Below are 23,189 nucleotides of genomic sequence, written 5' to 3' on the forward strand. Positions count from 1 at the left end.
TTATTCTATTTCAATCACTTTATACTGTTCATCGATCTGCTTCATCTTCTCGATATTATTTGAGCGTTTGATATCATCAAGCGGACTGAAAATCTGCAGATGACTTGCTAAGTTAACGAAATGAGCAGGTAAGACCCCTCCAAATTCACCGTCTACATTCAATTCCATCTTTTCATATGATGATACTTTAATGTCTTTCGCTTTAATGTAATGAACTTTTGGGTGATTAAGATGTTCACCTCTTGAAGCTAACGTCAGTAAATGCCCAAACTCTGCCAGATTAACCTTTTCGAGAAAGAGCAATGTAAAATATCCATCATTGATTGAAGCATCCGGCACCAGTTTTTCAAATCCACCGACCGAATTCGTCAACCCAATAAGAAATAACATTACTTCACCCGTAAACACATTACCATCCGCCTCAATTCTCACATCTGTCGGCTTGATTTCCGGCAGCATTTCCAGACCTTTAATATAATAGGCGAGTGGTCCGATTACTGTTTTCAGTTTACTCGGTGCTTCGTAGGAGACCGATGTAATTTTACCGCCACCGGCAATATTAATGAAATATCGACTGTTCATTCGCCCGATATCCACCGGAACAGTATGGCCTTCAATAATGACATCTACGGCTTCCATTATATCTTTCGGAATCATCAATGCCCGTCCGAAATCATTGACTGTGCCCATAGGAATAACGCCAATACTAGGACGGTAAGGCAGTTCGGCAATACCATTTACGACTTCATTCAGCGTCCCATCTCCGCCTGCTGCTATAATGATATCGAATCTATCATTGACAGCTGCTCGTGCTGCAACTGTTGCATCACCTGCAGCTGTCGTCGCGTGTGCGCTTGTTTCATAACCAGCTTGTTCTAGTTTGATCAATACATCCGGCAATGTTTTTTTGAATAATTCACGGCCAGATGTTGGATTATAAATAATTCTTGCTCTTTTTTTCATATTTTTTCACCTTTTCTTATAGTACCCATTTAAATCTATTGGTTTTATCCTTGTTTAACGTCTACGTCCTCCGAAAATATTGCGCACAATCTCTCTACCAATCTGTCTACCGACTGAAGTTAATACGGATGTGGCCATCTTCTGCAGTTCTGAAGGTTTCTCTTTTTTCTCTGCCTTCTTCTCTTTTACTGCTACCTGGTCAGCCGGCACTTCTACCGTCAGTTTCTGCTGTAAGAGTTCATAGGCACTCTGACGATCAAGTTCATCCTTGTAAGTGGCATAAAAAGGGTTAGAATCGAGTGCAATCGGCCGATCAAGTACACCGATCTTACTTTCGGGCGGTCTTATCCAGGCACGTTCAACGATGCCCGGCTGTCCATCGCTATTCAGGAATGAAATAAGCGCTTCTCCCGTCTTAAGTTCACCCATCACTGACGCCACATCAAGGTCTGGATTTTGTCTGAATGTCTCAGCTGCACTTTTGACAGCTTTCTGGTCGCGTGGTGTAAATGCTCGAAGGGCATGCTGTACGCGGTTCCCGAGCTGTCCTAATACTTCATCAGGTAAATCAATCGGATTTTGTGTAATGAAATACACACCTACCCCTTTAGAACGAATCAATCGTACAACCTGTTCAATCTGTGTGACAAAGGCTGCATTCGCATCTTTAAATAAAAGGTGGGCCTCATCAAAGAAAAAGACCAGTTTAGGTTTTTCGATATCACCGACCTCCGGTAATACTTCAAAGAGTTCGGTGAGAAGCCATAATAAAAATGTAGTATAAAGTAACGGCTGCCGATAGAGTTCAACAGCATTCAGGATATTGACGACGCCTTTACCATCCTCTTGCTGTATAAAATCATTTAATTGCAAAGCAGGTTCACTAAAGAAATGCGCAGCTCCCTGGCTATCCAGTTCAAGGAGTTTACGTTGAATCGCTCCGATTGATTGTTTAGTGACGTTACCGTACTGAGTCGTATACGTGCCGGCATGTTCGCCTATATGATTCAGCAGAGCCTGCAGATCCTTTAAATCGAGAAGAGCAAGCCCTTCATCATCGCTGATTCTAAATGCCATGTTCAGAATACCTGCCTGCGTTTCATTGAGATCAAGCAGACGAGCTAAAAGTAGCGGACCCATTTCAGTGACTGTCGCACGAATAGGTGTCCCCATCTTACCAAAAATATCCCATACTCTCACCGGAAAACGCTGCGGTTGATAATCATCCAATTGCAGTATATTGATTCTTTCCTGTATTTTATCGTTGAGCTGCATAGGTTCGGCCATACTTGTTAAATCGCCTTTAATGTCCGATAGAAAGACGGGTACGCCCGCTTTTGAGAATTGTTCTGCCATTACTTTTAATGTGATTGTCTTACCTGTCCCTGTTGCCCCGGCAATTAACCCATGACGATTTGCCATTTTTTCCTCTAAAGCTATCGAGTGATTATTTTTTGCGATTTCAAGCGCCATCTTAGTACCTCCCTTTGTTTTTAATTTCATTGTATCTCATTTGGATGAATATGCAATTGAACACAAAAAAAAGATTCTGCTCAGAATCTTTTTTGCCATTCTATCGCTTCTTTTATAAGCGAAGTCATATATTCAAGTTCATTTAGCTGATAATCCATTTCATTACGTGCCTGCTGTTTATTTTGCAGCTGAAAATGTGCAAAACGCTGCTTCGCTTCGGCATTGTCTCTTAAGTAATTACGGAGGAGCAAAGTATTCTGCACTTCATTCATATTACTCTGTTCTACCCATTTCACTCTAATAAGACGATTATACTCCTCTTTCTGGCACAATCTATAATCTGATGTGCGCTCAATCATCTCATAACCTTGTGCTTCTAATGCTTCCAGGTGAATATCAAGACAGTCAAGACTCTTCACCACTGGCAAAATATTGATTTCATTATTAAATGGCAGTCCTGCGACGGCTGAGCTGCCATAGTGATGAAGTTCCGTAATATCATTACCTAATATTTCGATTAATCGTTTGGATTCTTCTATAAATAAAGTTCTATATTGCTGAAAACTATACGGCATTTTATCAATCATTATATTCCCTCGCACATATCCTCTATAAATTAACCCTTAAGTAGAATTAGAGATATATTAGGTATACTTTACCATTCCTTGAAGCAATTTAAACATAGGATGCTGATGGTATAAAGTCGTGCTTAATTTATGCTAAAATAAAGATACTGACTAAATGGAGGATTCAAATGAAAAATATAATGTTCTGGCTGTATGTCGTGATTGCCATCCTATTAATCGGACTCGGTTACTACTACTGGCAGTCCAAGGTCACCACATCTGACGAAGTAAATCAGACTAAAAATGTGACATTTAATGATAAGGCGCTGCAGAAAAAAAATAAAGATCAAGATATGGATATTGTGATGATTTCTACACCTTACCAAGTTACAGATAACAACAACAGTGTCTATGAAGAACTTAAAGACCGCTATGATTCTCTTAAATTCACTGAAGTAATGGTAAGTGGCGCAAGTGATCAAGTTGATATTAAAAAAATAACATCCGCTAAGCCAGACTTAGTGATTATGGATGCTTTGACACTCAATGACTTCACTGAAAATGTTTCTGCTGAAGATCATAATAAGCAAATATTAGATATTATCGATAAGCTGGAAGCGAAAGATATCACTGTACGAGTTTTGGGTACACGTCCTTCGTCGGATAAAGATTTTAATAAGTATCAGCAAGCTGAAGAAAAAGAGCTGGTAGATTCAAATGTCTATACTGCACAGTCAGATAAATGGCAGTCAGATGATGCGATGAATGATTATTATCACAAAGATAGTCAACTGCTTACACGCAAAGGATTAAATCGCTGGATTCAGACAATTACCGATTCACTTTTTAAATAGCAGCATCAAAAAAACAGAGACTTCGTGAAGTCTCTGTTTTTGTTATCTCTTCTCTAGTTCTTCTTTTAAGATCTGGTTGACCATCTGCGGGTTCGCCTGGCCTTTTGAAATTTTCATGACTTGTCCGACTAAGAAGCCCATCGCACGGCCTTTACCATTTTTGAAGTCTTCGATAGATTGTGGATTCTGGTCAAGTGCTTCAGTTACAAAACCACGCAACTGTTCTGGATCTGATACTTGGACCAGACCCTGCTCTTCCATGATGACTTTTGGTTCTTTACCTGATTCCACCATGTCAGCAAATACTTTTTTCGCGATTTTACTTGAAATCGTTCCATCAGCAAGTAATTTAACCATCTCAGCTAAGTTAGCAGGTGTGAGTGCAGTCGCGCCTAAATCCTTCTGGTTCTTATTGAGATACTCATTGACGCCACCCATCAGCCAGTTAGATGATAATTTCGCATCTGCACCGAGCTTAAGTGTCTCTTCAAAGAAATCAGACATTTCTTTAGTTAATGTCAGAACATGTGCATCATATGCAGGAAGACCATACTCCTCTACATACTTCGCTTTACGCACGTCTGGAAGTTCAGGAATCGAATCGCGTACACGTGCTTTCCATGCCTCATCGATATATAGCGGCACTAAGTCAGGTTCAGGGAAGTAACGGTAATCATCAGAACCTTCCTTAACACGCATTAGAATTGTTTTACCAGTTGATTCATCGAAACGACGTGTCTCCTGCAGAATCTCTCCGCCAGCAAGCAGCACTTCTGCCTGACGCTTCTCTTCGTGTTCAAGACCACGCTTCACGTAGTTGAATGAATTCAAGTTTTTAAGTTCAGTCTTCGTACCAAATTCCTCGCGCCCTGCTGGACGTAAAGAGATATTCGCATCACAACGCAGTGACCCTTCCTCCATCTTACAGTCAGAAACACCAGTATACTGGATGATAGCCTTTAATTTTTCAAGATAAGCATACGCTTCTTCCGGTGTACGAATATCCGGCTCTGACACGATTTCAACAAGAGGTGTACCTTGGCGGTTTAAATCAACAAGAGAATAGCCGTCTTTATGCATCAGTTTACCTGCATCTTCTTCCATATGAAGACGTGTAATGCCGATTCGTTTCGTTTCGCCGTTCACTTCAATATCGATATAACCATTCTCACCAATGGGTTCATCAAACTGTGAAATCTGATAAGCCTTCGGATTATCCGGATAGAAGTAGTTTTTACGGTCAAATTTAGTCTCTGTTCTGATATCCATATTAAGAGCCATTGCTGCACGCATTGCCCAGTCTACTGCCGTACGGTTAACGACTGGCAGCACACCCGGATAGCCCAGCTCAACGACACTGACATTAGTATTAGGTTCTGCACCAAAATGGGCAGGTGAACTTGAAAACATCTTAGATTCTGTCTTCAGTTCAACGTGGACTTCAAGTCCGATTACTGTTTCGAAATGCATCTCATCGTCTCCTTATAATGTTTGATAGCGGTCATGCAGGTTAAATTTCTGTTCATACTGATAAGCAACATTGTATATTTTCTGCTCATCGAAAGGTTTACCGATAATCTGCAGACCAATCGGACGACCATTATGTTCGCCACAAGGAACTGATAATGATGGCAGACCTGCTAAATTGACAGGAATCGTTAAAATATCATTGGCATACATCGTCAGTGGATCATCGATCTGCTCACCGATATTGAATGCCGGTGTCGGTGCTACAGGTCCGACAATGATGTCATAGTCTGCAAATACTTTTTCGAAGTCCTGTTTAATCAATGTACGGACTTTCTGGGCTTTCTTATAGTATGCATCGTAGTAGCCTGAGCTCAGTGCATAAGTACCCAGCATAATACGGCGCTTCACTTCATCACCGAAGCCTTCCTGACGCGTCTTCTTGTATAATTCTTCTAAGTTTTTAGCGCCTTCAGCCTGATAACCATAACGGATACCGTCAAAACGGGCTAGGTTCGCAGATGCTTCTGATGATGCGATGATGTAATATGTCGCAACGCCGTATTTTGCATTCGGTAATGATACTTCTTCAATCGTTGCGCCGAGTTCGCTTAATTGCTTGATTGCCGCTTCGATTGACGTTCTGACTTCAGATGATACACCTTCTCCTAAGTATTCTTTAGGTACAGCGACACGAAGACCTGTTAAATCTTTTTCGATGTTTGATGTGAAGTCAACGTTATCGACTGGTGCACTCGTTGAATCCATCTTATCGTGGCCAGCAATCGCTTCAAGCACAATAGCATTATCCTTCACTGTCCGTGTCAACGGGCCGATCTGGTCAAGTGATGAAGCGAAAGCGACTAAGCCGTAACGTGATACACGACCATATGTCGGTTTCATACCGACAACGCCACAGTATGATGCTGGCTGACGAATAGAACCGCCTGTATCTGAGCCGAGTGTGAAAGGCACAAGACTTGCTGCTACAGCTGCAGCACTACCCCCTGATGATCCACCGGGTACAGCCGTGTGATCAAATGGATTCACTGTTTTCTTATAGTGAGAATTCTCAGTAGAACCTCCCATCGCAAATTCATCCATGTTCAGTTTACCGACGAGGACTGCATTCTCATGATTTAATTTCTGCATAACTGTTGCATCATAGACAGGATTGAAGCCTGTTAAAATTTTAGATGCACAAGTTGTCTCTACTTCTTTCGTCACAATATTATCTTTAATCCCCATCGGAATACCGAAAAGACGGCCTTCTGGTGATTGATTATCCAGCTGTTCTGCCTTCTGAATTGCCTGTTCTTTATCTAATGCTAAGAACGCATTGATGACACCGTCTTCTTTTTCGATATTGATAAATGTATCTTTAACGAGTTCAGACGGCTTGATTTCTTTATTATGAATCATTTTTGACAATGATTCGATGGATTCATATCTTAATGACATTCTATTCTCCTCCTAAAATTGAAGGCACACGGAACTGGCCATCTTCTTTAACGGGTGCATTTTTAAGTACTTCTTCCTGGCTTAAAGTTTGTTCAGCTGTATCCGGGCGTAAAACATTCTGTAAATCCAGAACGTGGAATGTCGGCTCAACGTTATCAGTATCTACTTCTTCCAGCTGATTAGCAAAATTAAGAATCGCTTCAAGCTGTCCACTGAATTTAGTTGCTTCTTCTTCTGTAATCGCAAGTCGTGCGAGATGTGCAACGTGTTTAACCTGATCGTTTGTAATCGTCGTCATTTTTGTCCTCCTAAGCATATATAGCATCTATAAATTTTAACAAACTTCGCCCTAAAAATCTAAAAAAACTAAAAATAGTTATATAAAAACGCTTTATCACGATATATAATTAATTTATAAAATGATTATTTATAAGTTTGGAGGTAAATTTATGCTTTTAGGAAACACATTTCAGAATGTAAAAATTGAAGCGACTTGGATGACCTACGTCATGATTGCTGTATATTTTCTAATTCTTCTTGGTATCGGCTATTACGCCTATAAACAATCAACGAGTACACTGGATGAATATATGCTGGGCGGTAGAAGCCTCGGTCCACTTGTAACAGCACTGTCTGCAGGTGCAGCTGATATGAGCGGCTGGATGCTGATGGGCTTGCCTGGATCTGTATATTCAACCGGACTATCTGCCACCTGGATTGCTATCGGCTTAACAGTCGGAGCCTGGCTGAACTATATTCTCGTTGCGTCTCGACTACGCGTTTATACAGAACTCGCGGACAACGCAATCACGATTCCTGATTTCTTTGAAAAACGTGTGAGCGATCATACACGCGTCCTTAAAATTATTTCTGGTCTTGTGATCATCGTATTTTTTACGCTCTATACACAAGCAGGTATGGTATCAGGCGGTGTGTTATTTGAAAGTGCATTCGGCCTCGACTATCACTTGGGACTTATTTTAACAGCTGGTATCGTCATCATCTATACTTTATTCGGTGGTTATCTGGCTGTATCACTGACTGACTTTTTCCAAGGTGTTATCATGCTCATTGCACTCGTTTTAGTACCGATTGTGGCGATGCTGAAACTGAATGGTCTCGATACGCTGAACGATGTTGCATCACTTCAACCGACAAATCTGGACTGGTTCAAAGGAACTACAACAATTGGTATCATTTCGCTACTTGCCTGGGGTCTTGGTTACTTCGGTCAACCTCATATCATTGTACGATTTATGTCCATCAGAACACATAAACTACTGCCTGCTGCCCGCCGCATCGGTATCTCATGGATGGCAGTATCACTGGTTGGTGCCTGTATGACAGGTCTCGTCGGCATTTCTTTCGTACATGAATCAGGGCAACCACTTGATAACCCTGAAACTATCTTCGTTGTGATGAGTCAGATTTTATTCCATCCATTAATCGCCGGATTCTTCCTGGCAGCTATTTTGGCAGCGATTATGAGCACCATCTCTTCACAATTGCTTGTCACTTCCAGTTCTTTAACGCAGGATTTCTATATGCTGTTGCGTAAAACTAATATTCAGGATACTTCTCGTGAAAAAGAATTTGTGCTGGTAGGCCGCTTATCCGTCCTGTTAGTTGCCGTAATAGCAGGCGCCATCGCCTGGAGTCCGAATGATACTATTTTAAATCTCGTCGGCAATGCGTGGGCAGGGTTTGGCGCTGCCTTTGGTCCGCTCGTCCTGCTGTCCTTATATTGGAAAGGTCTCACTAAAGAAGGGGCCATTACAGGCATGATCTTAGGTTCGATTACTGTTATCTTCTGGATCATCATGAAAGCACCTGAAGAGCATGCCGCTATCTTTGATTTATATGAAATTATTCCTGGCTTCTTAATCAGTCTCATCTCTACTGTACTAATCAGTATGATCACTAAAAAACCTGACCGTCGTATACTTGATGAATTCGATGAAATGGTTTATATCGTTAAAAACTAGAAAAATGCCTGTTTCCATGGAAACAGGCATTTTTCTATTGCTGATAAATATGAATGTTCTGCTCACCGTCTTCTCCTTTTGCAATCAAAGCGAGCGGCTTATTATTGTCTGTCAATGAAATTTCATAACGATCAACACTGTCAAAGTATTTTTTAGATTGGTCTGCTATATGCTGGGTAATACCCACTACTTCAGCTCTACCATAATAGTCAAAAGGAATATTGATCGTCAGAGTCTCAACCTTATCATTCATAACATATGCTGTACCAATACCTTGCGTGTAATTCGGGAAGTAACTGCTGAGCGATTCATTGAACTGCTTAAAATTGTTATTCAGATTCTGATTGATTTTCTCCGCCTCATTTGAAGGTAAAAGAACATATTTTTCATTTACTGCATGCCATTTCTTCATGCTGTCTCCTTCATCACTTGTACCATATGCAACAAAATGACCCGGCGTAATACTTTCAGCAGGTGACTGCATAAACAATGCAACTGTAATCGGAATATTCTTTAGTTCAGGCTTTACTCTCAGCCTTGAAAGAATCTCATCTGCCATCTCTTTACCTTTTTTCTCACTGACTTTCGGATCCAGATTTTCACTGAATACTTCACCGTACTGTTCCTTCTGATAGTAATAGACACTATTCATGGCAAGTCCGATGGTCATGGCTGAAAGCTTCTGATCCTTTGCATCTGACTCGGTGTAGTAATCCTGTTCTAGTATATGAGAAAGATAAGCGGGTGAATTCTGCGCAATTTTTACAGGATCCGTCTCCCCATTGTGAGATGGATTAAGTCCAAAGTTCGCATAAGCATTGCGTTCAATCCGTGTATCTTCATCCATTGCATCGATTTCTTTTTTAGTGAACTGCGGTTCAAGATAACTTTTTACGGCTTCTTTTGTCAGCAGCTGACCATCACGATAGAAATAATCATCCGGTGAATAGACACGTTTACTGATTCTAAGCAGGCCCTCTTCAAATGCTTCTCCGTTATACGTACTCGCCATATTAGTACTTGTCAGACCTCTCGCCTGACTTTCTTCAAAAGGGAGCAGCGTACGATAATAATCATTTGAGATCTGCGCATCTGTGGAAATCTGTTTTTCATCACTGCTTTTACTTGTGTCACTGTTATTACAGCCTGTTAATAGTAACGCCGATAACAATAAGATTGATGCTTTTTTCATTGTTTCACCTTAACCTATTTCCTGTAGTTTATTGATAAGCTGTTCTTCATTCCAGATATCAATATTCAAGCTTTGTGCTTTATCAAGTTTACTGCCGGCCTCTTCCCCTGCGATAAGAAGGTCGGTCTTTTTGGTCACACTGTTCGTCACCTTCGCACCAAGAGAAGTCAATTTCTCAGCCACTTCATTTCTTGTCATAATTGAGAGTTTACCTGTCAGTACAATTGTTTTTCCTGCGAATTCGGTGTCATTGACTACTTCGACTTTTGTGCCTGTATAGTTCATATTAACACCTGCTGTCTGCAGTTTCAGAAGAAGTTCCTTAATATCTGCATTATTCAGATAAGTGACAACCGATTGTGCAATCTTATGACCTATTTCGTGTATATGCGTCAATTCTTCTTCAGTCGCGGCGGCAAGACGGTCCATCGTGCCATATTCCATTGCCATAATACGACTTGCTTTCGCACCCAGATGACGAATACCAAGTCCAAAAAGCAATCTCTCCAGTGAATTAGCTTTTGATGCCTCTATCGCGCTCAGCAGTTTATCCACTTTCTTATCCGCCATGCGTTCGAGCGGCAGTAAATCTTCTCGCTTCAAGTAATAGATATCTGCTACATCCCGAATCAGGCCAGCCTGAAAGAGCTGTTCTACAATCTTCTCTCCTAATCCATCGATGTTCATCGCCTGACGCGACACGAAGTGAATAACACCTTCCACAAGCTTAGCATCACATGCAGGATTGATGCAGCGCAGTGCTACTTCTCCTTCTATACGTACCAGTTGATGACCACATGCGGGACAGGTCTCCGGCATGTGATAAGGCATTGCACCATCTGGTCTTCTATCCAGTACAGGGCGAACTACTTCTGGTATAATATCACCCGCTTTACGGATGACAACCTCATCACCAATACGAATATCTTTCTCTCTGATTGAATCTTCATTATGAAGTGACGCACGACCAACAGTTGTTCCTGCTACTTTAACAGGCTCTAAGATAGCGGTCGGTGTAACCGCTCCTGTCCGTCCGATTGATATTTCAATATCTTTCAGTTTTGTCACCACTTCTTCTGCCGGGAACTTATAGGCGATAGCCCAGCGCGGAGATTTAGCTGTAAAACCAAGTTCCTCCTGCTTAGCGAGGTCGTTGACTTTAATGACGATTCCATCAATATCATAACTGAGATGATTCCGTTCCTCAGTCCAGTGCTGAATGTATGCAAGCACTTCATCCATATCGCGGCATAATCGACGTTCATGGTTCGTCTTAAAACCGATGTCATCCAGTTTATCCAGTGCTGCGCTCTGCGACTGAACATTCAGTTCACGTAAATCATTGACACTGTATAAAAAGATGTCGAGCTTTCTTTTAGCAGCCAGCTTCGAATCCAGCTGTCTGAGTGAGCCTGCTGCCGCATTTCTCGGGTTAGCAGCTAACGGTTCACCATTTTTTTCTTTTTCCTCATTCAAATGAATAAATGACTTACGCGGCATATAGGCTTCACCGCGCACTTCAAATGTCAGAGATTCGCCGATTACGAGCGGAACGGCATAGATAGTCTTAATATTTTCTGTTATATTTTCACCTGTTGTACCATCGCCTCGTGTCAGTCCCTGAACAAGACGTCCTTCTTCATATTTCAGGGACACCGCAAGCCCGTCTATTTTCAGTTCAACCATATAGTCAACCTGTCCGACACTGTCCACCACACGTTTGTCAAATGCACGTAAATCTTCTTCACTGAAAGCATTGCCCAGACTTAGCATCGGCGTATCGTGCCGAACTTTTTCAAATGAGGAGAGAGGGGTTCCTCCGACGCGGACAGTCGGTGAATCTGCGGTCTTAAGATCGGGATATTCTTCTTCGATTGCAATTAGTTCGTGCAGAAGCTTATCATATTCTCCGTCGGGAACAGATGGCGCGTCAAGCACATGATATTCATAGTTATACTGATGTAATAAACGGTGTAATTCTTCTACTCGCTGCTGCATTTTCTACTCCTTCTTCTCGATGGGTGCAAACTGGCTTAACAGCCGCTTCATCCCAACAGATTTGAATATGATATCAAGCTCCTGTGATCCACCTTTGTCCGTCACATTGCTGACCAGACCCTCGCCCCATGATTTATGGATGACTTTATCTCCAATTTTATATTGGCCTGGTGCCGGCTGATGAGTAGTAGTGCGACGAGAGAAACCACGTTTTTTGATAACCGGCGCTTTACCTTCAAGTAAATCCTGCGGTATTTCGTCCAGAAATCTTGAACGACGGTTGGACTGACTACGTCCAAATAGAGTTCTTGAATCAGCATGTGTCATATGCAGATGTTCTTCAGCCCGGGTAATAGCCACATACATCAGTCGACGCTCCTCCTCCATCTCACGCTCTTCTGACAAGCTGCGTGAATGAGGGAAGATAGATTCTTCGAGCCCTGCGATAAAGACGACTTTGAACTCAAGCCCTTTCGCAGAATGGATGGTCATAAGCGTAATACCTGCTTCAAGATCTGCATGATCAACGTCGCTGACCAAAGATAAATCAGTCAGAAAATTAACGAGTGACTGTTCTTCAATCGGTGTATTCTTCTCGTAATCTTTAGGTACACTTAAGAACTCTTCTAAGTTTTCAATACGCGACTGGGATTCAAGACTGCGGTCACTCTTCAGCATATCCATATAGCCTGTCTTCTCCATAATTTGTTCTGTCAGCTCTGTGATTGAAAGGAATTCCTGCTGCTTCATGAAGCCGTCCATCATATCGTAAAACTGAACAAGTGCTTCTGTCGTTTTCTTTGGCAGTCCTATGAAATCTACCTCACCCAGTGCATCGAAGTAACTGATTCCATTCATCGTTGCATAGGCGGCAATCTTATCAAGCGCGCCGGGACCGACACCGCGTTTAGGCGTATTGATGACACGTGTGAAGCTGATATCTTCATTACTGTTGGCAATCAGTCGTAAATAACTGAGGATATCTTTGATTTCTTTACGATCGTAGAACTTCGTGCCGCCGACCATTGTATAGCTGATATTGGATTTCAGTAATGTTTCCTCTAATACACGCGACTGCGCATTCGTCCGGTATAGGATGGCCATATCATCGAGACGATAGCCCTCGCGCTGTTTATTCTGAATTTCTGAGATGATGTATTCTGCCTCATGACGCTCGCTCTGTGCTTTGAAATATTTAATTTTACTGCCATCGTCACTCTCAGTCCACAATGCTTTCGGTTTACGTTCTGAGTTATTACGGATGACTTCATTCGCTGCATGCAGAATATTCTTAGTAGAACGATAATTACGTTCAAGGAAGATAGTACGTGCATTGGCATAATCCTCTTCAAAACTCAGTATGTTGTAGATATCTGCTCCTCGCCAGCCATAGATAGACTGATCGGAGTCACCTACTACACAAATATTCTCGAACTTCTCCGCCAGCATTTTAACAAGCAGATACTGCGCGCGGTTTGTATCCTGATATTCATCCACATGGATATACTGGAATTTATTCTGGTAGTAACTGAGTGCTTCTGGTACACGTTCAAACAACTTAATGGTCGTCATAATCAGATCGTCGAAATCCAGTGCATGGTTTTTCAGCAGGATAGACTGATAACGTTTATACGTCTTAGCAACGACTTGTGACATAAAGTCATTCGCTTCATTTTCAGCATCTTCCGGTGACTTCAGTTCATTCTTCAGATTGGATATCTGTGCGAGGAGTGAACGCGGTTCATAGCGTTTCGGATCAATATTCTCCTGCTTCAGCACTTCTTTCATGACTGAACGCTGATCAGTCGGATCTAGAATTGTGAAGTTACGCTCAATGCCGATGCGGTCAATATCACGTCTTAAGATTCTGACACACATTGAGTGAAAGGTTGAGATCCAGACTGCTTCTGCTTCTTCGCCAATCAGATTCTGAACACGTTCCTTCATTTCCTTCGCTGCTTTATTCGTAAACGTAATCGCCAGTATATTATAAGGATTCACATTTTTTTCCTGTATCAGATAAGCGATACGATGTGTCAAAACACGTGTTTTACCCGATCCTGCTCCCGCCATAATCAGAAGAGGACCTTCAGTTGCTTTAACAGCTTCGCGCTGCTCGTCGTTCATTCTATTCAATAATTCATTCACAGGAATTATCCTTTCTTTCCTTTGATTTTAACCGTTTCAAGTGCTTGCTTTAAGTCACTGTAAATAATGTTCCCGACTACAATAGTATCAGCATACTGAAACATCTCTTGTGCCTGCTGCAGTGTTTCGATGCCGCCGCCATAAACGAGTCGCGTGTTCTGGAGCGCAGACTTCAGTTCAGCTACTTTGCTGACATCGCCGTATGTACCGCTGTATTCTATATAGCAGACTGGATAGCGGTAGAAATGTTCGACCATCTGACCATATGCATAAAGAGAGTCGCTGTCGAGCGACGTATCAGCCGCCGTCAATTTCGCTACTTTACTGTCAGGGTTCAGTACGATATAACCCTCCATCGTAAATTCCTCGAAATTAAGCATATGACCATATTGTTTCAGTGCTTCAATCAATAAGCCATTATGAAACTGTACATTCGGACTATTCAGTACGCTTGGGACCAGATAACGATCGAAGCCTGGAATGACACTTTCAAGATTTGATATCTCAAGAGCACATGGGACAGTATAACGACGTATACGTGACATAAGATCGAGCACATTATCCATCGTGACATCGTCTGTTCCACCTACAATAATGGCATCAGTCCCTGATTCGCAGATTTTCTGAAGTGCATCATCATCAATTGATTTAGCAGGATCTAATTTAAAGGCATGCTGCCAGTCATTTATCTCATACATATAGAAACTCCTTTAAAAGACATATTTATAATTATAGCATTTTAGAGTGATGATAACGAAAAAAAGCCAGTCGTTAAGACTGACTTTCAGCTGGTTTTACAATGCCGTAGTATTCCTCTAATGTCAACTTACTTTTGTAGAGTGTCTGAGCCAGATTCTTGCCTACATAGCGAATATGCCAAGGTTCATATTGATAACCTGTCACTCGTGTCTTGCCTTCCGGATACCGGATAATGAAGCCGTAGAGATGCGCATGATTCTGCAGCCATTTCCCTTCAGGGGTGTCGCCGAAAGAAATCGTAAAATCTTTAACTGATTCCCGACTACCGAGATCAAAAGCGAGTCCAGTCTGATGCTCGGAATGTCCGGGCTCTGCACTATACTTATCCGCAGCTTCTTTGCCATCTCTGGCAACGTAGCTATGGTACAATGCATCCTGTTCCGCATAACTTCTGTAACCACTCCTGATCGCATAATGGAGACCTTCTGCTGAACCCGCGGACATCAGACGTTCAAGTGCAGTACGTGCCTCAGCATTTTCACCCGGTGCATAATCGGCAGGAAGCAGGATATTTTTATTGACGATTAATGTGTCACCGTAATAAGTCACACCATCAACAACAGATTTGTCCTTACGTGCTGACCATTTACCGAGAGGATTGATTTGTTTGATGTTCTCGATGATAGACGACTCATCATGCACTTGTTCTGAACAACCAGATAAGGTCAAGCATACAAGACCTATCATTACCAATTTTTTCATAATACCCCTCATTTCCAGTCTATTATAAGACAAAAATGGTACTGAATCAATTCAGTACCATTTTCTACCTATTCTTCGTCCAGCCGCTCCATCACCATTGTATAAGCATCATTTCCCCATTGTAATGTTCGCTTTACACGTGAAATCGTCGCCGTCGATGCCCCTGATTCCTTTTCTATCGTTGCGTACGTATGACCCTGCTTGATCATCATCGCCACCTGCATACGTTGTGAAAGTGAATTCAGTTCGTTGACTGTACATAAATCATCGAAAAACTGGTAACATTCCTCACGACTTTCAAGTGCAAGTATTGCATCGAATAAATCATCGAGACGTTTACCTCTTAATTTCTCAATCTGCATTCCGTTCATCCCCTTGACCAATATAGTCCAAGTTTAGCGCATTAATGGAATGAAGTACAGTATTATTCATTTGATGATAGTTTCTCTTTACCTTTAGGTGTCAGATAAGCACCGCTGACATCCATCATCGTATACTTATCTTCACTTTTTCTAAGCAGAACATCCTCAGCTAACTTGTTCTGCTTTATATAAGACAGTGCATCTCCTACCTCATCACGTTGTAAATCCAGTTCACGGATCGCACTGCTGTTATCGTTATCAATTGTAGATAATACGACTTCAACTGTCTTTTGATTCATCTGATTCACCTCACTCCCATAATCCTATCAGATGTATTTTACCTTAAAAAGCAATTAAAAAATAGAGGAGATTTCCCTATAAAAAAAGACACTGCACCTGCGTGCAGAGTCTTGTGAAACTGTTTATTCCAATCCAGCGCGTTTAAAGAGTGTATCCACCTGATTTAAATGATGTTTTTCGTTGAAGCATTCGTCCAGTTCTTCTGGAGATAATAATGCAGTGATCTTATCTTCTTTTTCGATAAGTTCACGGAATGGTGTTTCTGTCTGCCATGATTCCATTGCTTTTGGCTGTACTAAGTCATACGCTTCCTCACGCACCATACCTTTGTCGATCAATGTCAGCATGACACGCTGTGAATAAGTCAGACCGAATGTTTTCTCCATGTTGCGTTTCATATTGTTCTCGTAAACCGTTAAGTTCTCGATGATATTAGAGAAACGGTTGAGTGCATAATCAAGTGCAATTGTTACATCCGGCAGCATGATACGTTCTGCTGATGAGTGTGAGATGTCACGTTCATGCCATAATGGTACGTTTTCATAAGCTGTTGTCACGTAGCCGCGGATTACACGCGCGATACCTGTAATATTTTCTGAGCCGACTGGATTACGTTTATGCGGCATTGCAGATGATCCTTTCTGGCCTTTAGCGAACGCTTCTTCGACTTCACGTGTTTCAGTTTTCTGAAGGTTACGGACTTCGACTGCGAACTTCTCAAGTGATGTCGCAATCAGTGCAAGTGTTGCAACGTAGTAGGCATGACGGTCACGCTGTAAGGTCTGGGTTGAGATCTCAGCGAAACCGATACCGAGTTCTTTACAGACATGCGCTTCGATTTCAGGTGGGATATTAGCAAATGTACCGACTGCACCACTCATCTTACCGACTTCGATTTCAGCACGTACTTCTTTGAAACGCTTCAGGTTACGCTGCATCTCCATATACCATAATGCCATTTTGAGACCGAATGTTGTCGGCTCAGCATGCACACCGTGCGTACGTCCCATCATTAATGTATTTTTATATTTTAATGCTTTTTCTCTTAATACTTCGATAAAATGTTCAAGATCTTTTTCGATAATTTCATTAGCCTGCTTAATAACAAAACTTAAAGCTGTATCTACCACATCTGTACTTGTTAAACCATAGTGTACCCATTTACGTTCTTCGCCAAGTGTTTCACTGACTTGTCTTGTAAATGCAACGACATCGTGACGTGTTTCCATCTCAATTTCTTTTGCACGTTCAACGTCTACTTTTGCGTTCTGACGAATTAATTTTACATCTTCCTCAGGAATGATCCCAAGTTTACTCCAAGCCTCACATGCTAAGATTTCAACTTCAAGCCATGCTTCAAAACGATTCTGCTCGCTCCAGATATCAGCCATTTCTTTTCTTGAGTAACGTTCTATCATCCGTATTCTCCTATCTGATTAGATTTCACTTCTATTATAGCAAACGTTTCTATAGGCGTACATTAAATATTTATAATTATTAAATGTACGGAAAAAACCTAAATAAATAGCCTGTCTGTTAAACAGACAGGCTATTTATTCGATTTTCTTCCCTACAAAGACAATTTGCTGACGGAGCACTTCAATGCCTGCTTCTGTTTCGTGGAAAATAGGTTTTTCCATTCTTTTAACCGGTGTGAAGCCTTCTTTCCGCATCCGTTCCAGACATTCTGCAATTGTTTCATTCTCAGCGACTTCAAATTTCATCGGTATCATACGCTCTCAGTTTCTTACTGCGCACACCTTTAACCCAGAAGCCACCATGAATATTTTTCGGTTCGTAAGCAATAATAAATGCTTTTGGATCCAGCTGCCTAATCGTTTCAGTCAGTTTAATCTCATACTTACGGGGTGTCAGAATCTGCATAATCATACGATGACCATCGCGTCCATGTGCAGCATAGTGTGTGACACCATAACCTAGATCACGAAGTGTGTGAGGAATGTCCAGTTCATATTCCGCTGTTGTCACATTGACTACAATGTAACCAAGTGCAATTTTTTCTTCCAGCTTCATACCTACTATAATACCCGCACCGAAACCGAATGCGTAAGCAAGTACATTCCAGATATTATCCAGACTGTTCATCACAAGTCCAAGACCTACTACATAGACCAGTACTTCAACAACTGACACACCAGCTGCAAAGTAACGGTAGCCCTTGAGTGTCAGAATCATTCTCATTGTCAGACAAGTAACATAAATAATATTAATAAAAAATATAACCGCAACCATAATCCAAGGATTATCTATCAATGGCGCACCTCCTAATTCATAGGCATTCTATCAGACATTAAGAGGTTGCACAAGACTAGCGAATCAGTTCATTCAGATTATAACGGTTAAGCGGCATCATACGTTTATGCTGTGTCTTCAGAAAATGTCCTTCAATCACTTCTTTATCGTGCTCACTGACCGCCTTACCTTCAAGATAATCATCAATAGCATCATATGTAACCCCTAACGCTACTTCATCTGGCAGCTGTGGCTTATCTTCTTCTAAGTCAGCTGTCGGTTTTTTATTATACAGATGCTCCGGGCAGCCTAATGCTTTCAGAATCTCTCTGCCCTGACGCTTATTTAAACCAGCAAGGGGCAGAATGTCAGCTCCTCCGTCACCGTACTTCGTGTAAAAGCCGGTAATACTTTCAGCTGCATGATCCGTACCCAGAACAATACCGCTGTTTGCTGCCGCTACTGAGTACTGGACTTTCATACGTTCACGTGCTTTTTCATTCCCTTTTTGAAAGTCAGTCAGAATAATACCTTCCTCTTTCAGCGCCTGAAGACTCGCTTCAACACTTGGTTTAATATTAACAGTCAATTCTCTGGAAGCATTAATAAAATCCAGTGCATCCTGACAATCCTGCTCATCTTTCTGAATACCATACGGCAGACGAATAGCGATAAACTCATAGTTCCCCCCTTCAGCATTCAGTTCATCTACTGCCATCTGAGCAAGCTTTCCTGCTAATGTCGAGTCCTGTCCACCGGAAATGCCGAGTGTCATCGACTTTAAAAAAGGATAACTTTTCAGATAATCTTTCATAAAATCAACAATGGCCCGTGTCTCCTGTTTAACATCAATAGATGGTCTGGCATTTAATTCCTGAATAATACGCGCTTGTAAGTTCATTGTTCCCACTCCTTTATTCTGTCTGCTACTTCATGAATTTTATTATTTTTATTTTCCCAGCAAGCTGTACTTAAATCAACCGGATACTCTTCAGGGTTCATATAACGTTTCGTTTCTTCCCACATCAGGTCAAGATTATCTAAATGAAATGCTCTGATCTCATCCAGCGTAGGCTGGTTATAAACATATTGACCTTTATCAAAAATGGGCTGAAGCAGTTGCTTCGCAGTAAAATCTTTAAGCCATTTTTGTCTATAAGTGTAAATCGGATGGAACATCCTTAAGACTGGCTCATCCTGTGGATTTTCATATGCGAGTGTAATATAGTCCCCTTCAGATTTCCCTGTCTTATTGTTGATAATTCTATATAAATCTTTTTTACCAGGCGTTGTGACTTTTTCAGCATTATTAGAAATTTTGATACGATCCTGAAGGACACCGTTATCATCTTCGATTGCTGTTAATTTATAAACTGCTCCTAAGGCAGGCTGATCATAAGCCGTGATTAATTTTGTACCGATGCCCCAGGCAGTCACTTTACATCCCTGCTGCTTTAAATTAATAATAGTGGCTTCATCCAGATCATTTGACGCAAAAATTTTCGCTTCTGTAAAGCCGGCCGCATCCAGCATTTTGCGAGCTTCCTTAGAGAGATAGCTTAAGTCGCCTGAGTCGAGACGAATCCCAATAAAGTTAATTTTGTCTCCCAGTTCCTTCGCCACACGTATCGCATTGGGCACACCGCTTTTAAGTGTATGGAATGTATCAACTAAGAAAACACAATTTTTATGACGCTCTGCATATTTTTTGAAGGCCGTGTATTCATCGTCGTATGCCTGTACCATTGCATGCGCATGTGTCCCAGATATCGGTATACCGAATAATTTACCGGCACGGACATTACTCGTTGAATCAAATCCTGAGATATAAGCAGCACGAGCACCCCAGATGGCAGCATCCATCTCCTGTGCACGACGTGTACCGAACTCCATAAAAATTTCAGCTGGAGCAATATTTCTGATACGGCTTGCCTTAGTCGCAATCAATGTCTGGAAATTGACGATATTCAAGATAGCCGTTTCGAGCAACTGAGCTTGGATAAGTGGTGCCTCAATTCTAAGAAGCGGCTCATTATTGAAACAGATTTCACCTTCCTCCATCGATACAATATTTCCAGTAAATTTGAGATTCTTTAAATATTCCAGATAATCTTCCTGGTAACCTTGTTCACGTAAATATTCGATATCTGTATCAGTGAATCTGAATTTTTTTACATAATCAATGATTCTCTCCAGACCTGCAAATACTGCATAGCCACTATCAAATGGCATACTTCTGAAATAGACATCAAAAACAGCAGTATTTTCATGAATCCCATCAAACCAGTAAGTTTCGCCCATATTGATCTGATATAAATCAGTATGCAGCATGAAGCTGTCATCATTTTTCCTGAACATGCATATCCCTCATTTTCCGTGTAATGGTAATCATCTATTCAATATTAACATACCCTGAAATAGAGCAATAATGCTACAATTTAATTAACTACTAAATGAGGTCAGCTTATGAAAAATAAACAATTTGTCTTAATTTTATCTGCCGTTGTATCTATTTCCGGCTTTTCACAAGGGATGCTGCTGCCACTGATATCCTTCATATTTGAGCGAGATGACGTACCGAGCTTCATCAATGGACTTCACGCTACTTCACTGTATATCGGTGTCTTTCTGACATCGCTCTTTCTTGAGGGATTACTGAGAAAATGGGGTTTCAAACCACTGATTATTACAGGAGGTGCAATTGTTACCCTCTCATTTCTATTATTTCCTATGCTGAAAACAATGACCCTCTGGTTTATTCTGAGGTTACTTGTTGGTATCGGTGATAATATGCTCCATTTCGCTACTCAGTCGTGGCTGACACAAGTTACTCCACGGTCTCAACTGGGTCGCGCCCTCGCTTATTATGGTCTTAGTTTTTCGTTAGGCTTTATGTTAGGGCCACTACTCGTACCACTCGTCAATATCCATGAAGCATTGCCGTTTGTTGTCAGTGCAGTGATGTCGCTTATTGCATTCACTCTCGTCTTCACACTGAAGAACAGTATGCCAGTTCAGGACACCCATCCAGTTTCATTGTCCTCTACGTTCATTAACTTCCGCCGGGTCATCAAGACGTCATGGATCGCCTTTTTATTTCCGATGGTATTTGGTGTGATTGAGAGTTCAATCAACAGCAACTTCCCGGTGTTCGCCTTGAAACACGATTTAACGCTTCATGATATCACCTGGATATTGCCGTCCTTCAGTTTAGGCACTATTCTTTTCCAGGTGCCTATCGGAAGTCTTTCAGACCGAGGCAACCGCAGTCATTTATTGCTTGTGCTCACACTCATCGGCGCAACCGTGTTCCTGATGGGAGATTTTTTCATCGCCTATCGATATGTCATGATAGCTGTTTTTTTCATAGCAGGTATTTTTGTCGGTTCACTCTACTCTCTCGGAGTAACTTATATGACTGAGCTGACACCGAAGCACTTACTGCCCGCCGGTAATTTAATGTGCGGCATGGTTTTCAGTATCGGCAGTATAGCAGGTCCTATCATCGGGGGTGCAACGATCGAGTCCTCAAATAATCAATTATTTTTTATTGCTATCAGTTCCCTTATTCTTGTGACAAGTATTGCAACGCTCGTCTTTATTATGACTAACCGTCAATTAAGGAGTGATTAAATGTATGACAAAGCTGAAATATTCATCAGACAAATGCATGATGAACTTGAATTTGAACAAGCAGTAACTGAGCAGAGGCTGCTCGCTATAAAAGAGGAGATAAAGAAAACCGGATCCTACCACCATACAGCTGAAGAACTCGAGTATGGTACTCGTGTTGCTTGGCGTAATAGTAACCGCTGTATCGGACGCTTATTCTGGGATAAACTGAAGGTCATTGATAAGCGAGATATCAGCGATTGTGTCAGCTTCGAAGAAGCTGTCACCTCTCATATCGTTGAAGCAACAAATAGCGGGAAAATCAGGCCGACTATTACTATATTCCCTCAAGCGACAGCACATGAAGTGCCTTTCATCATTTTGAACGATCAGCTCATCCGATATGCAAGCGACCCATTAGCAGAGCCTATCAGACAGTTAGTCCCCAAAATTGAGAATCGTTTTCTTCCTATCGTATACAGACATAAAGGCGAGATGCATCGTTTTTCTCTCCCTGATAATATTGTGCTTGAAGTGCCGCTCATCCATCCTGACTACCCTGACTTCAGCAAACTGAATCTCTCATGGTATGCTGTGCCGTTTATTTCAGGTATGGAACTCAGGATAGGAGGCATCACTTATCCATGTGCGCCGTTCAACGGCTGGTACATGGAGTCGGAGATTGCTTCAAGAAACTTACTCGACTGCTATCGCTATAACCTGATCGAAGAAATAGCTGACAGCTTCCACTTCGACCGCTCAAAAACAGCTACTTACTGGCGTGACAAGACGCTTGTCGAATTGAATTATGCAGTCTATCATTCCTATAAATCGCAGGGTGTCGCTATCGTAGACCATTACACTGCAAGCAAACAGTTCGAGAAATTCGAACAGCAGGAGCTGCAGTCAGGACGCAAAGTAACGGGCGACTGGACGTGGTTGATCCCACCTATTTCACCGTCTCTCGTTCATAATTTTCATAAAGGGTATGATAATACTTACCATGATCCTAATTTCTATTACCGAAAAAAAGGCTGTCCTTTTTCAGGACAGCGTACGAATTAAATATCAGCAACCAAAAAGAACGTTGAATG

22 protein-coding genes are annotated in these 23,189 nt (G+C 41.6%); 4 read left to right on the plus strand and 18 right to left on the minus strand.

All coding sequences use genetic code 11. From position 1 onward, the window contains the following. From ERX37_RS09345 to ERX37_RS09355, 3 genes are all read right to left on the minus strand, one after another. Positions 1-963 (minus strand): diacylglycerol kinase, encoded by a 963-nt coding sequence (locus ERX37_RS09345; protein ID WP_133430409.1) that lies wholly within the window; start codon positions 961-963, stop codon positions 1-3. Between the two features lie 54 nt (positions 964-1,017). Then, a complete protein-coding gene (locus tag ERX37_RS09350) occupies positions 1,018-2,436 on the minus strand; it encodes a helicase HerA-like domain-containing protein (protein WP_133430410.1) in 1,419 nt (472 codons plus the stop codon). An 80-nt stretch (positions 2,437-2,516) separates the two neighbouring features. Next, complete coding sequence (locus ERX37_RS09355) at positions 2,517-3,023, minus strand: GrpB family protein (protein WP_133430411.1); 507 nt, start codon at positions 3,021-3,023, stop codon at positions 2,517-2,519. A 167-nt stretch (positions 3,024-3,190) separates the two neighbouring features. Here ERX37_RS09355 and ERX37_RS09360 point away from each other — a divergent pair, with 167 nt between their 5' ends. Further along, positions 3,191-3,856: a TroA family protein gene (locus ERX37_RS09360; protein WP_133430412.1), complete on the plus strand. Its 666-nt coding sequence runs from the start codon at positions 3,191-3,193 to the stop codon at positions 3,854-3,856. A 42-nt stretch (positions 3,857-3,898) separates the two neighbouring features. Here ERX37_RS09360 and gatB read toward each other — a convergent pair whose 3' ends face one another. Genes gatB through gatC form a run of 3 tightly spaced genes read right to left on the minus strand, consistent with a single transcriptional unit; the run spans position 3,899 to position 7,082 of the window. Next, complete coding sequence (gene gatB, locus ERX37_RS09365) at positions 3,899-5,326, minus strand: Asp-tRNA(Asn)/Glu-tRNA(Gln) amidotransferase subunit GatB (RefSeq protein WP_133430413.1); 1,428 nt, start codon at positions 5,324-5,326, stop codon at positions 3,899-3,901. Between the two features lie 12 nt (positions 5,327-5,338). Beyond that, positions 5,339-6,784 (minus strand): Asp-tRNA(Asn)/Glu-tRNA(Gln) amidotransferase subunit GatA, encoded by a 1,446-nt coding sequence (gatA, locus tag ERX37_RS09370; protein WP_133430414.1) that lies wholly within the window; start codon positions 6,782-6,784, stop codon positions 5,339-5,341. Position 6,785: 1 nt separating this feature from the next. Beyond that, a complete protein-coding gene (gatC, locus tag ERX37_RS09375; protein WP_133430415.1) occupies positions 6,786-7,082 on the minus strand; it encodes an Asp-tRNA(Asn)/Glu-tRNA(Gln) amidotransferase subunit GatC in 297 nt (98 codons plus the stop codon). Between the two features lie 151 nt (positions 7,083-7,233). Here gatC and putP point away from each other — a divergent pair, with 151 nt between their 5' ends. Next, positions 7,234-8,769 (plus strand): sodium/proline symporter PutP, encoded by a 1,536-nt coding sequence (putP, locus tag ERX37_RS09380; protein ID WP_133430416.1) that lies wholly within the window; start codon positions 7,234-7,236, stop codon positions 8,767-8,769. A 34-nt stretch (positions 8,770-8,803) separates the two neighbouring features. Here putP and ERX37_RS09385 read toward each other — a convergent pair whose 3' ends face one another. From ERX37_RS09385 to ERX37_RS09440, 12 genes are all read right to left on the minus strand, one after another. Further along, positions 8,804-9,961 (minus strand): CamS family sex pheromone protein, encoded by a 1,158-nt coding sequence (locus tag ERX37_RS09385; RefSeq protein ID WP_133430417.1) that lies wholly within the window; start codon positions 9,959-9,961, stop codon positions 8,804-8,806. A gap of 9 nt (positions 9,962-9,970) precedes the next feature. Further along, on the minus strand, positions 9,971-11,959 hold the full coding sequence (gene ligA, locus ERX37_RS09390) for an NAD-dependent DNA ligase LigA (RefSeq protein WP_133430418.1): 1,989 nt from the start codon (positions 11,957-11,959) through the stop codon (positions 9,971-9,973). A 3-nt stretch (positions 11,960-11,962) separates the two neighbouring features. Then, complete coding sequence (gene pcrA / locus ERX37_RS09395; RefSeq protein ID WP_133430419.1) at positions 11,963-14,107, minus strand: DNA helicase PcrA; 2,145 nt, start codon at positions 14,105-14,107, stop codon at positions 11,963-11,965. Between the two features lie 5 nt (positions 14,108-14,112). After that, entirely contained in the window at positions 14,113-14,805 is a 693-nt protein-coding gene (pcrB, locus tag ERX37_RS09400) for a heptaprenylglyceryl phosphate synthase (protein ID WP_133430420.1), read from the minus strand. A 73-nt stretch (positions 14,806-14,878) separates the two neighbouring features. Then, positions 14,879-15,568, minus strand: coding sequence for a M15 family metallopeptidase (locus ERX37_RS09405; protein WP_133430421.1), 690 nt, complete (start codon positions 15,566-15,568; stop codon positions 14,879-14,881). A gap of 68 nt (positions 15,569-15,636) precedes the next feature. After that, positions 15,637-15,930 (minus strand): YerC/YecD family TrpR-related protein, encoded by a 294-nt coding sequence (locus tag ERX37_RS09410; RefSeq protein ID WP_133430422.1) that lies wholly within the window; start codon positions 15,928-15,930, stop codon positions 15,637-15,639. Between the two features lie 62 nt (positions 15,931-15,992). Further along, entirely contained in the window at positions 15,993-16,229 is a 237-nt protein-coding gene (locus ERX37_RS09415) for a hypothetical protein (protein WP_133430423.1), read from the minus strand. Between the two features lie 123 nt (positions 16,230-16,352). Beyond that, entirely contained in the window at positions 16,353-17,648 is a 1,296-nt protein-coding gene (purB, locus tag ERX37_RS09420) for an adenylosuccinate lyase (protein ID WP_133430424.1), read from the minus strand. A gap of 135 nt (positions 17,649-17,783) precedes the next feature. Continuing rightward, the gene (locus tag ERX37_RS09425; RefSeq protein WP_133430425.1) at positions 17,784-17,954 is read right to left on the minus strand and encodes an NETI motif-containing protein; all 171 of its coding nucleotides are present in this window, start codon (positions 17,952-17,954) and stop codon (positions 17,784-17,786) included. Further along, positions 17,944-18,483, minus strand: a complete 540-nt coding sequence (locus ERX37_RS09430) for a DUF2179 domain-containing protein (RefSeq protein WP_133430496.1) — start codon at positions 18,481-18,483, stop codon at positions 17,944-17,946. Before ERX37_RS09430 ends, ERX37_RS09425 begins: the two co-directional genes overlap by 11 nt. Before the next feature lie 76 nt (positions 18,484-18,559). Continuing rightward, positions 18,560-19,384 (minus strand): ammonia-dependent NAD(+) synthetase, encoded by an 825-nt coding sequence (nadE, locus tag ERX37_RS09435; RefSeq protein WP_133430426.1) that lies wholly within the window; start codon positions 19,382-19,384, stop codon positions 18,560-18,562. Next, entirely contained in the window at positions 19,381-20,841 is a 1,461-nt protein-coding gene (locus ERX37_RS09440) for a nicotinate phosphoribosyltransferase (RefSeq protein ID WP_133430427.1), read from the minus strand. The genes nadE and ERX37_RS09440 overlap by 4 nt, the downstream gene beginning before the upstream one ends. 108 nt (positions 20,842-20,949) lie before the next feature. On the opposite strand from ERX37_RS09440, the gene ERX37_RS09445 reads away from it, so the two are divergent. Together ERX37_RS09445 and ERX37_RS09450 are read left to right on the plus strand one after the other, a co-directional pair. After that, positions 20,950-22,116 carry an MFS transporter gene (locus tag ERX37_RS09445; RefSeq protein WP_133430428.1) on the plus strand — a complete coding sequence of 389 codons (1,167 nt, stop codon included), beginning with the start codon at positions 20,950-20,952 and terminating at the stop codon, positions 22,114-22,116. Continuing rightward, the gene (locus tag ERX37_RS09450) at positions 22,117-23,160 is read left to right on the plus strand and encodes a nitric oxide synthase oxygenase (RefSeq protein WP_133430429.1); all 1,044 of its coding nucleotides are present in this window, start codon (positions 22,117-22,119) and stop codon (positions 23,158-23,160) included. Positions 23,161-23,189 lie beyond the last annotated feature (29 nt).

Source organism: Macrococcus hajekii, assembly GCF_004359505.1.
Taxonomy (GTDB): Bacteria; Bacillota; Bacilli; order Staphylococcales; family Staphylococcaceae; genus Macrococcus; species Macrococcus hajekii.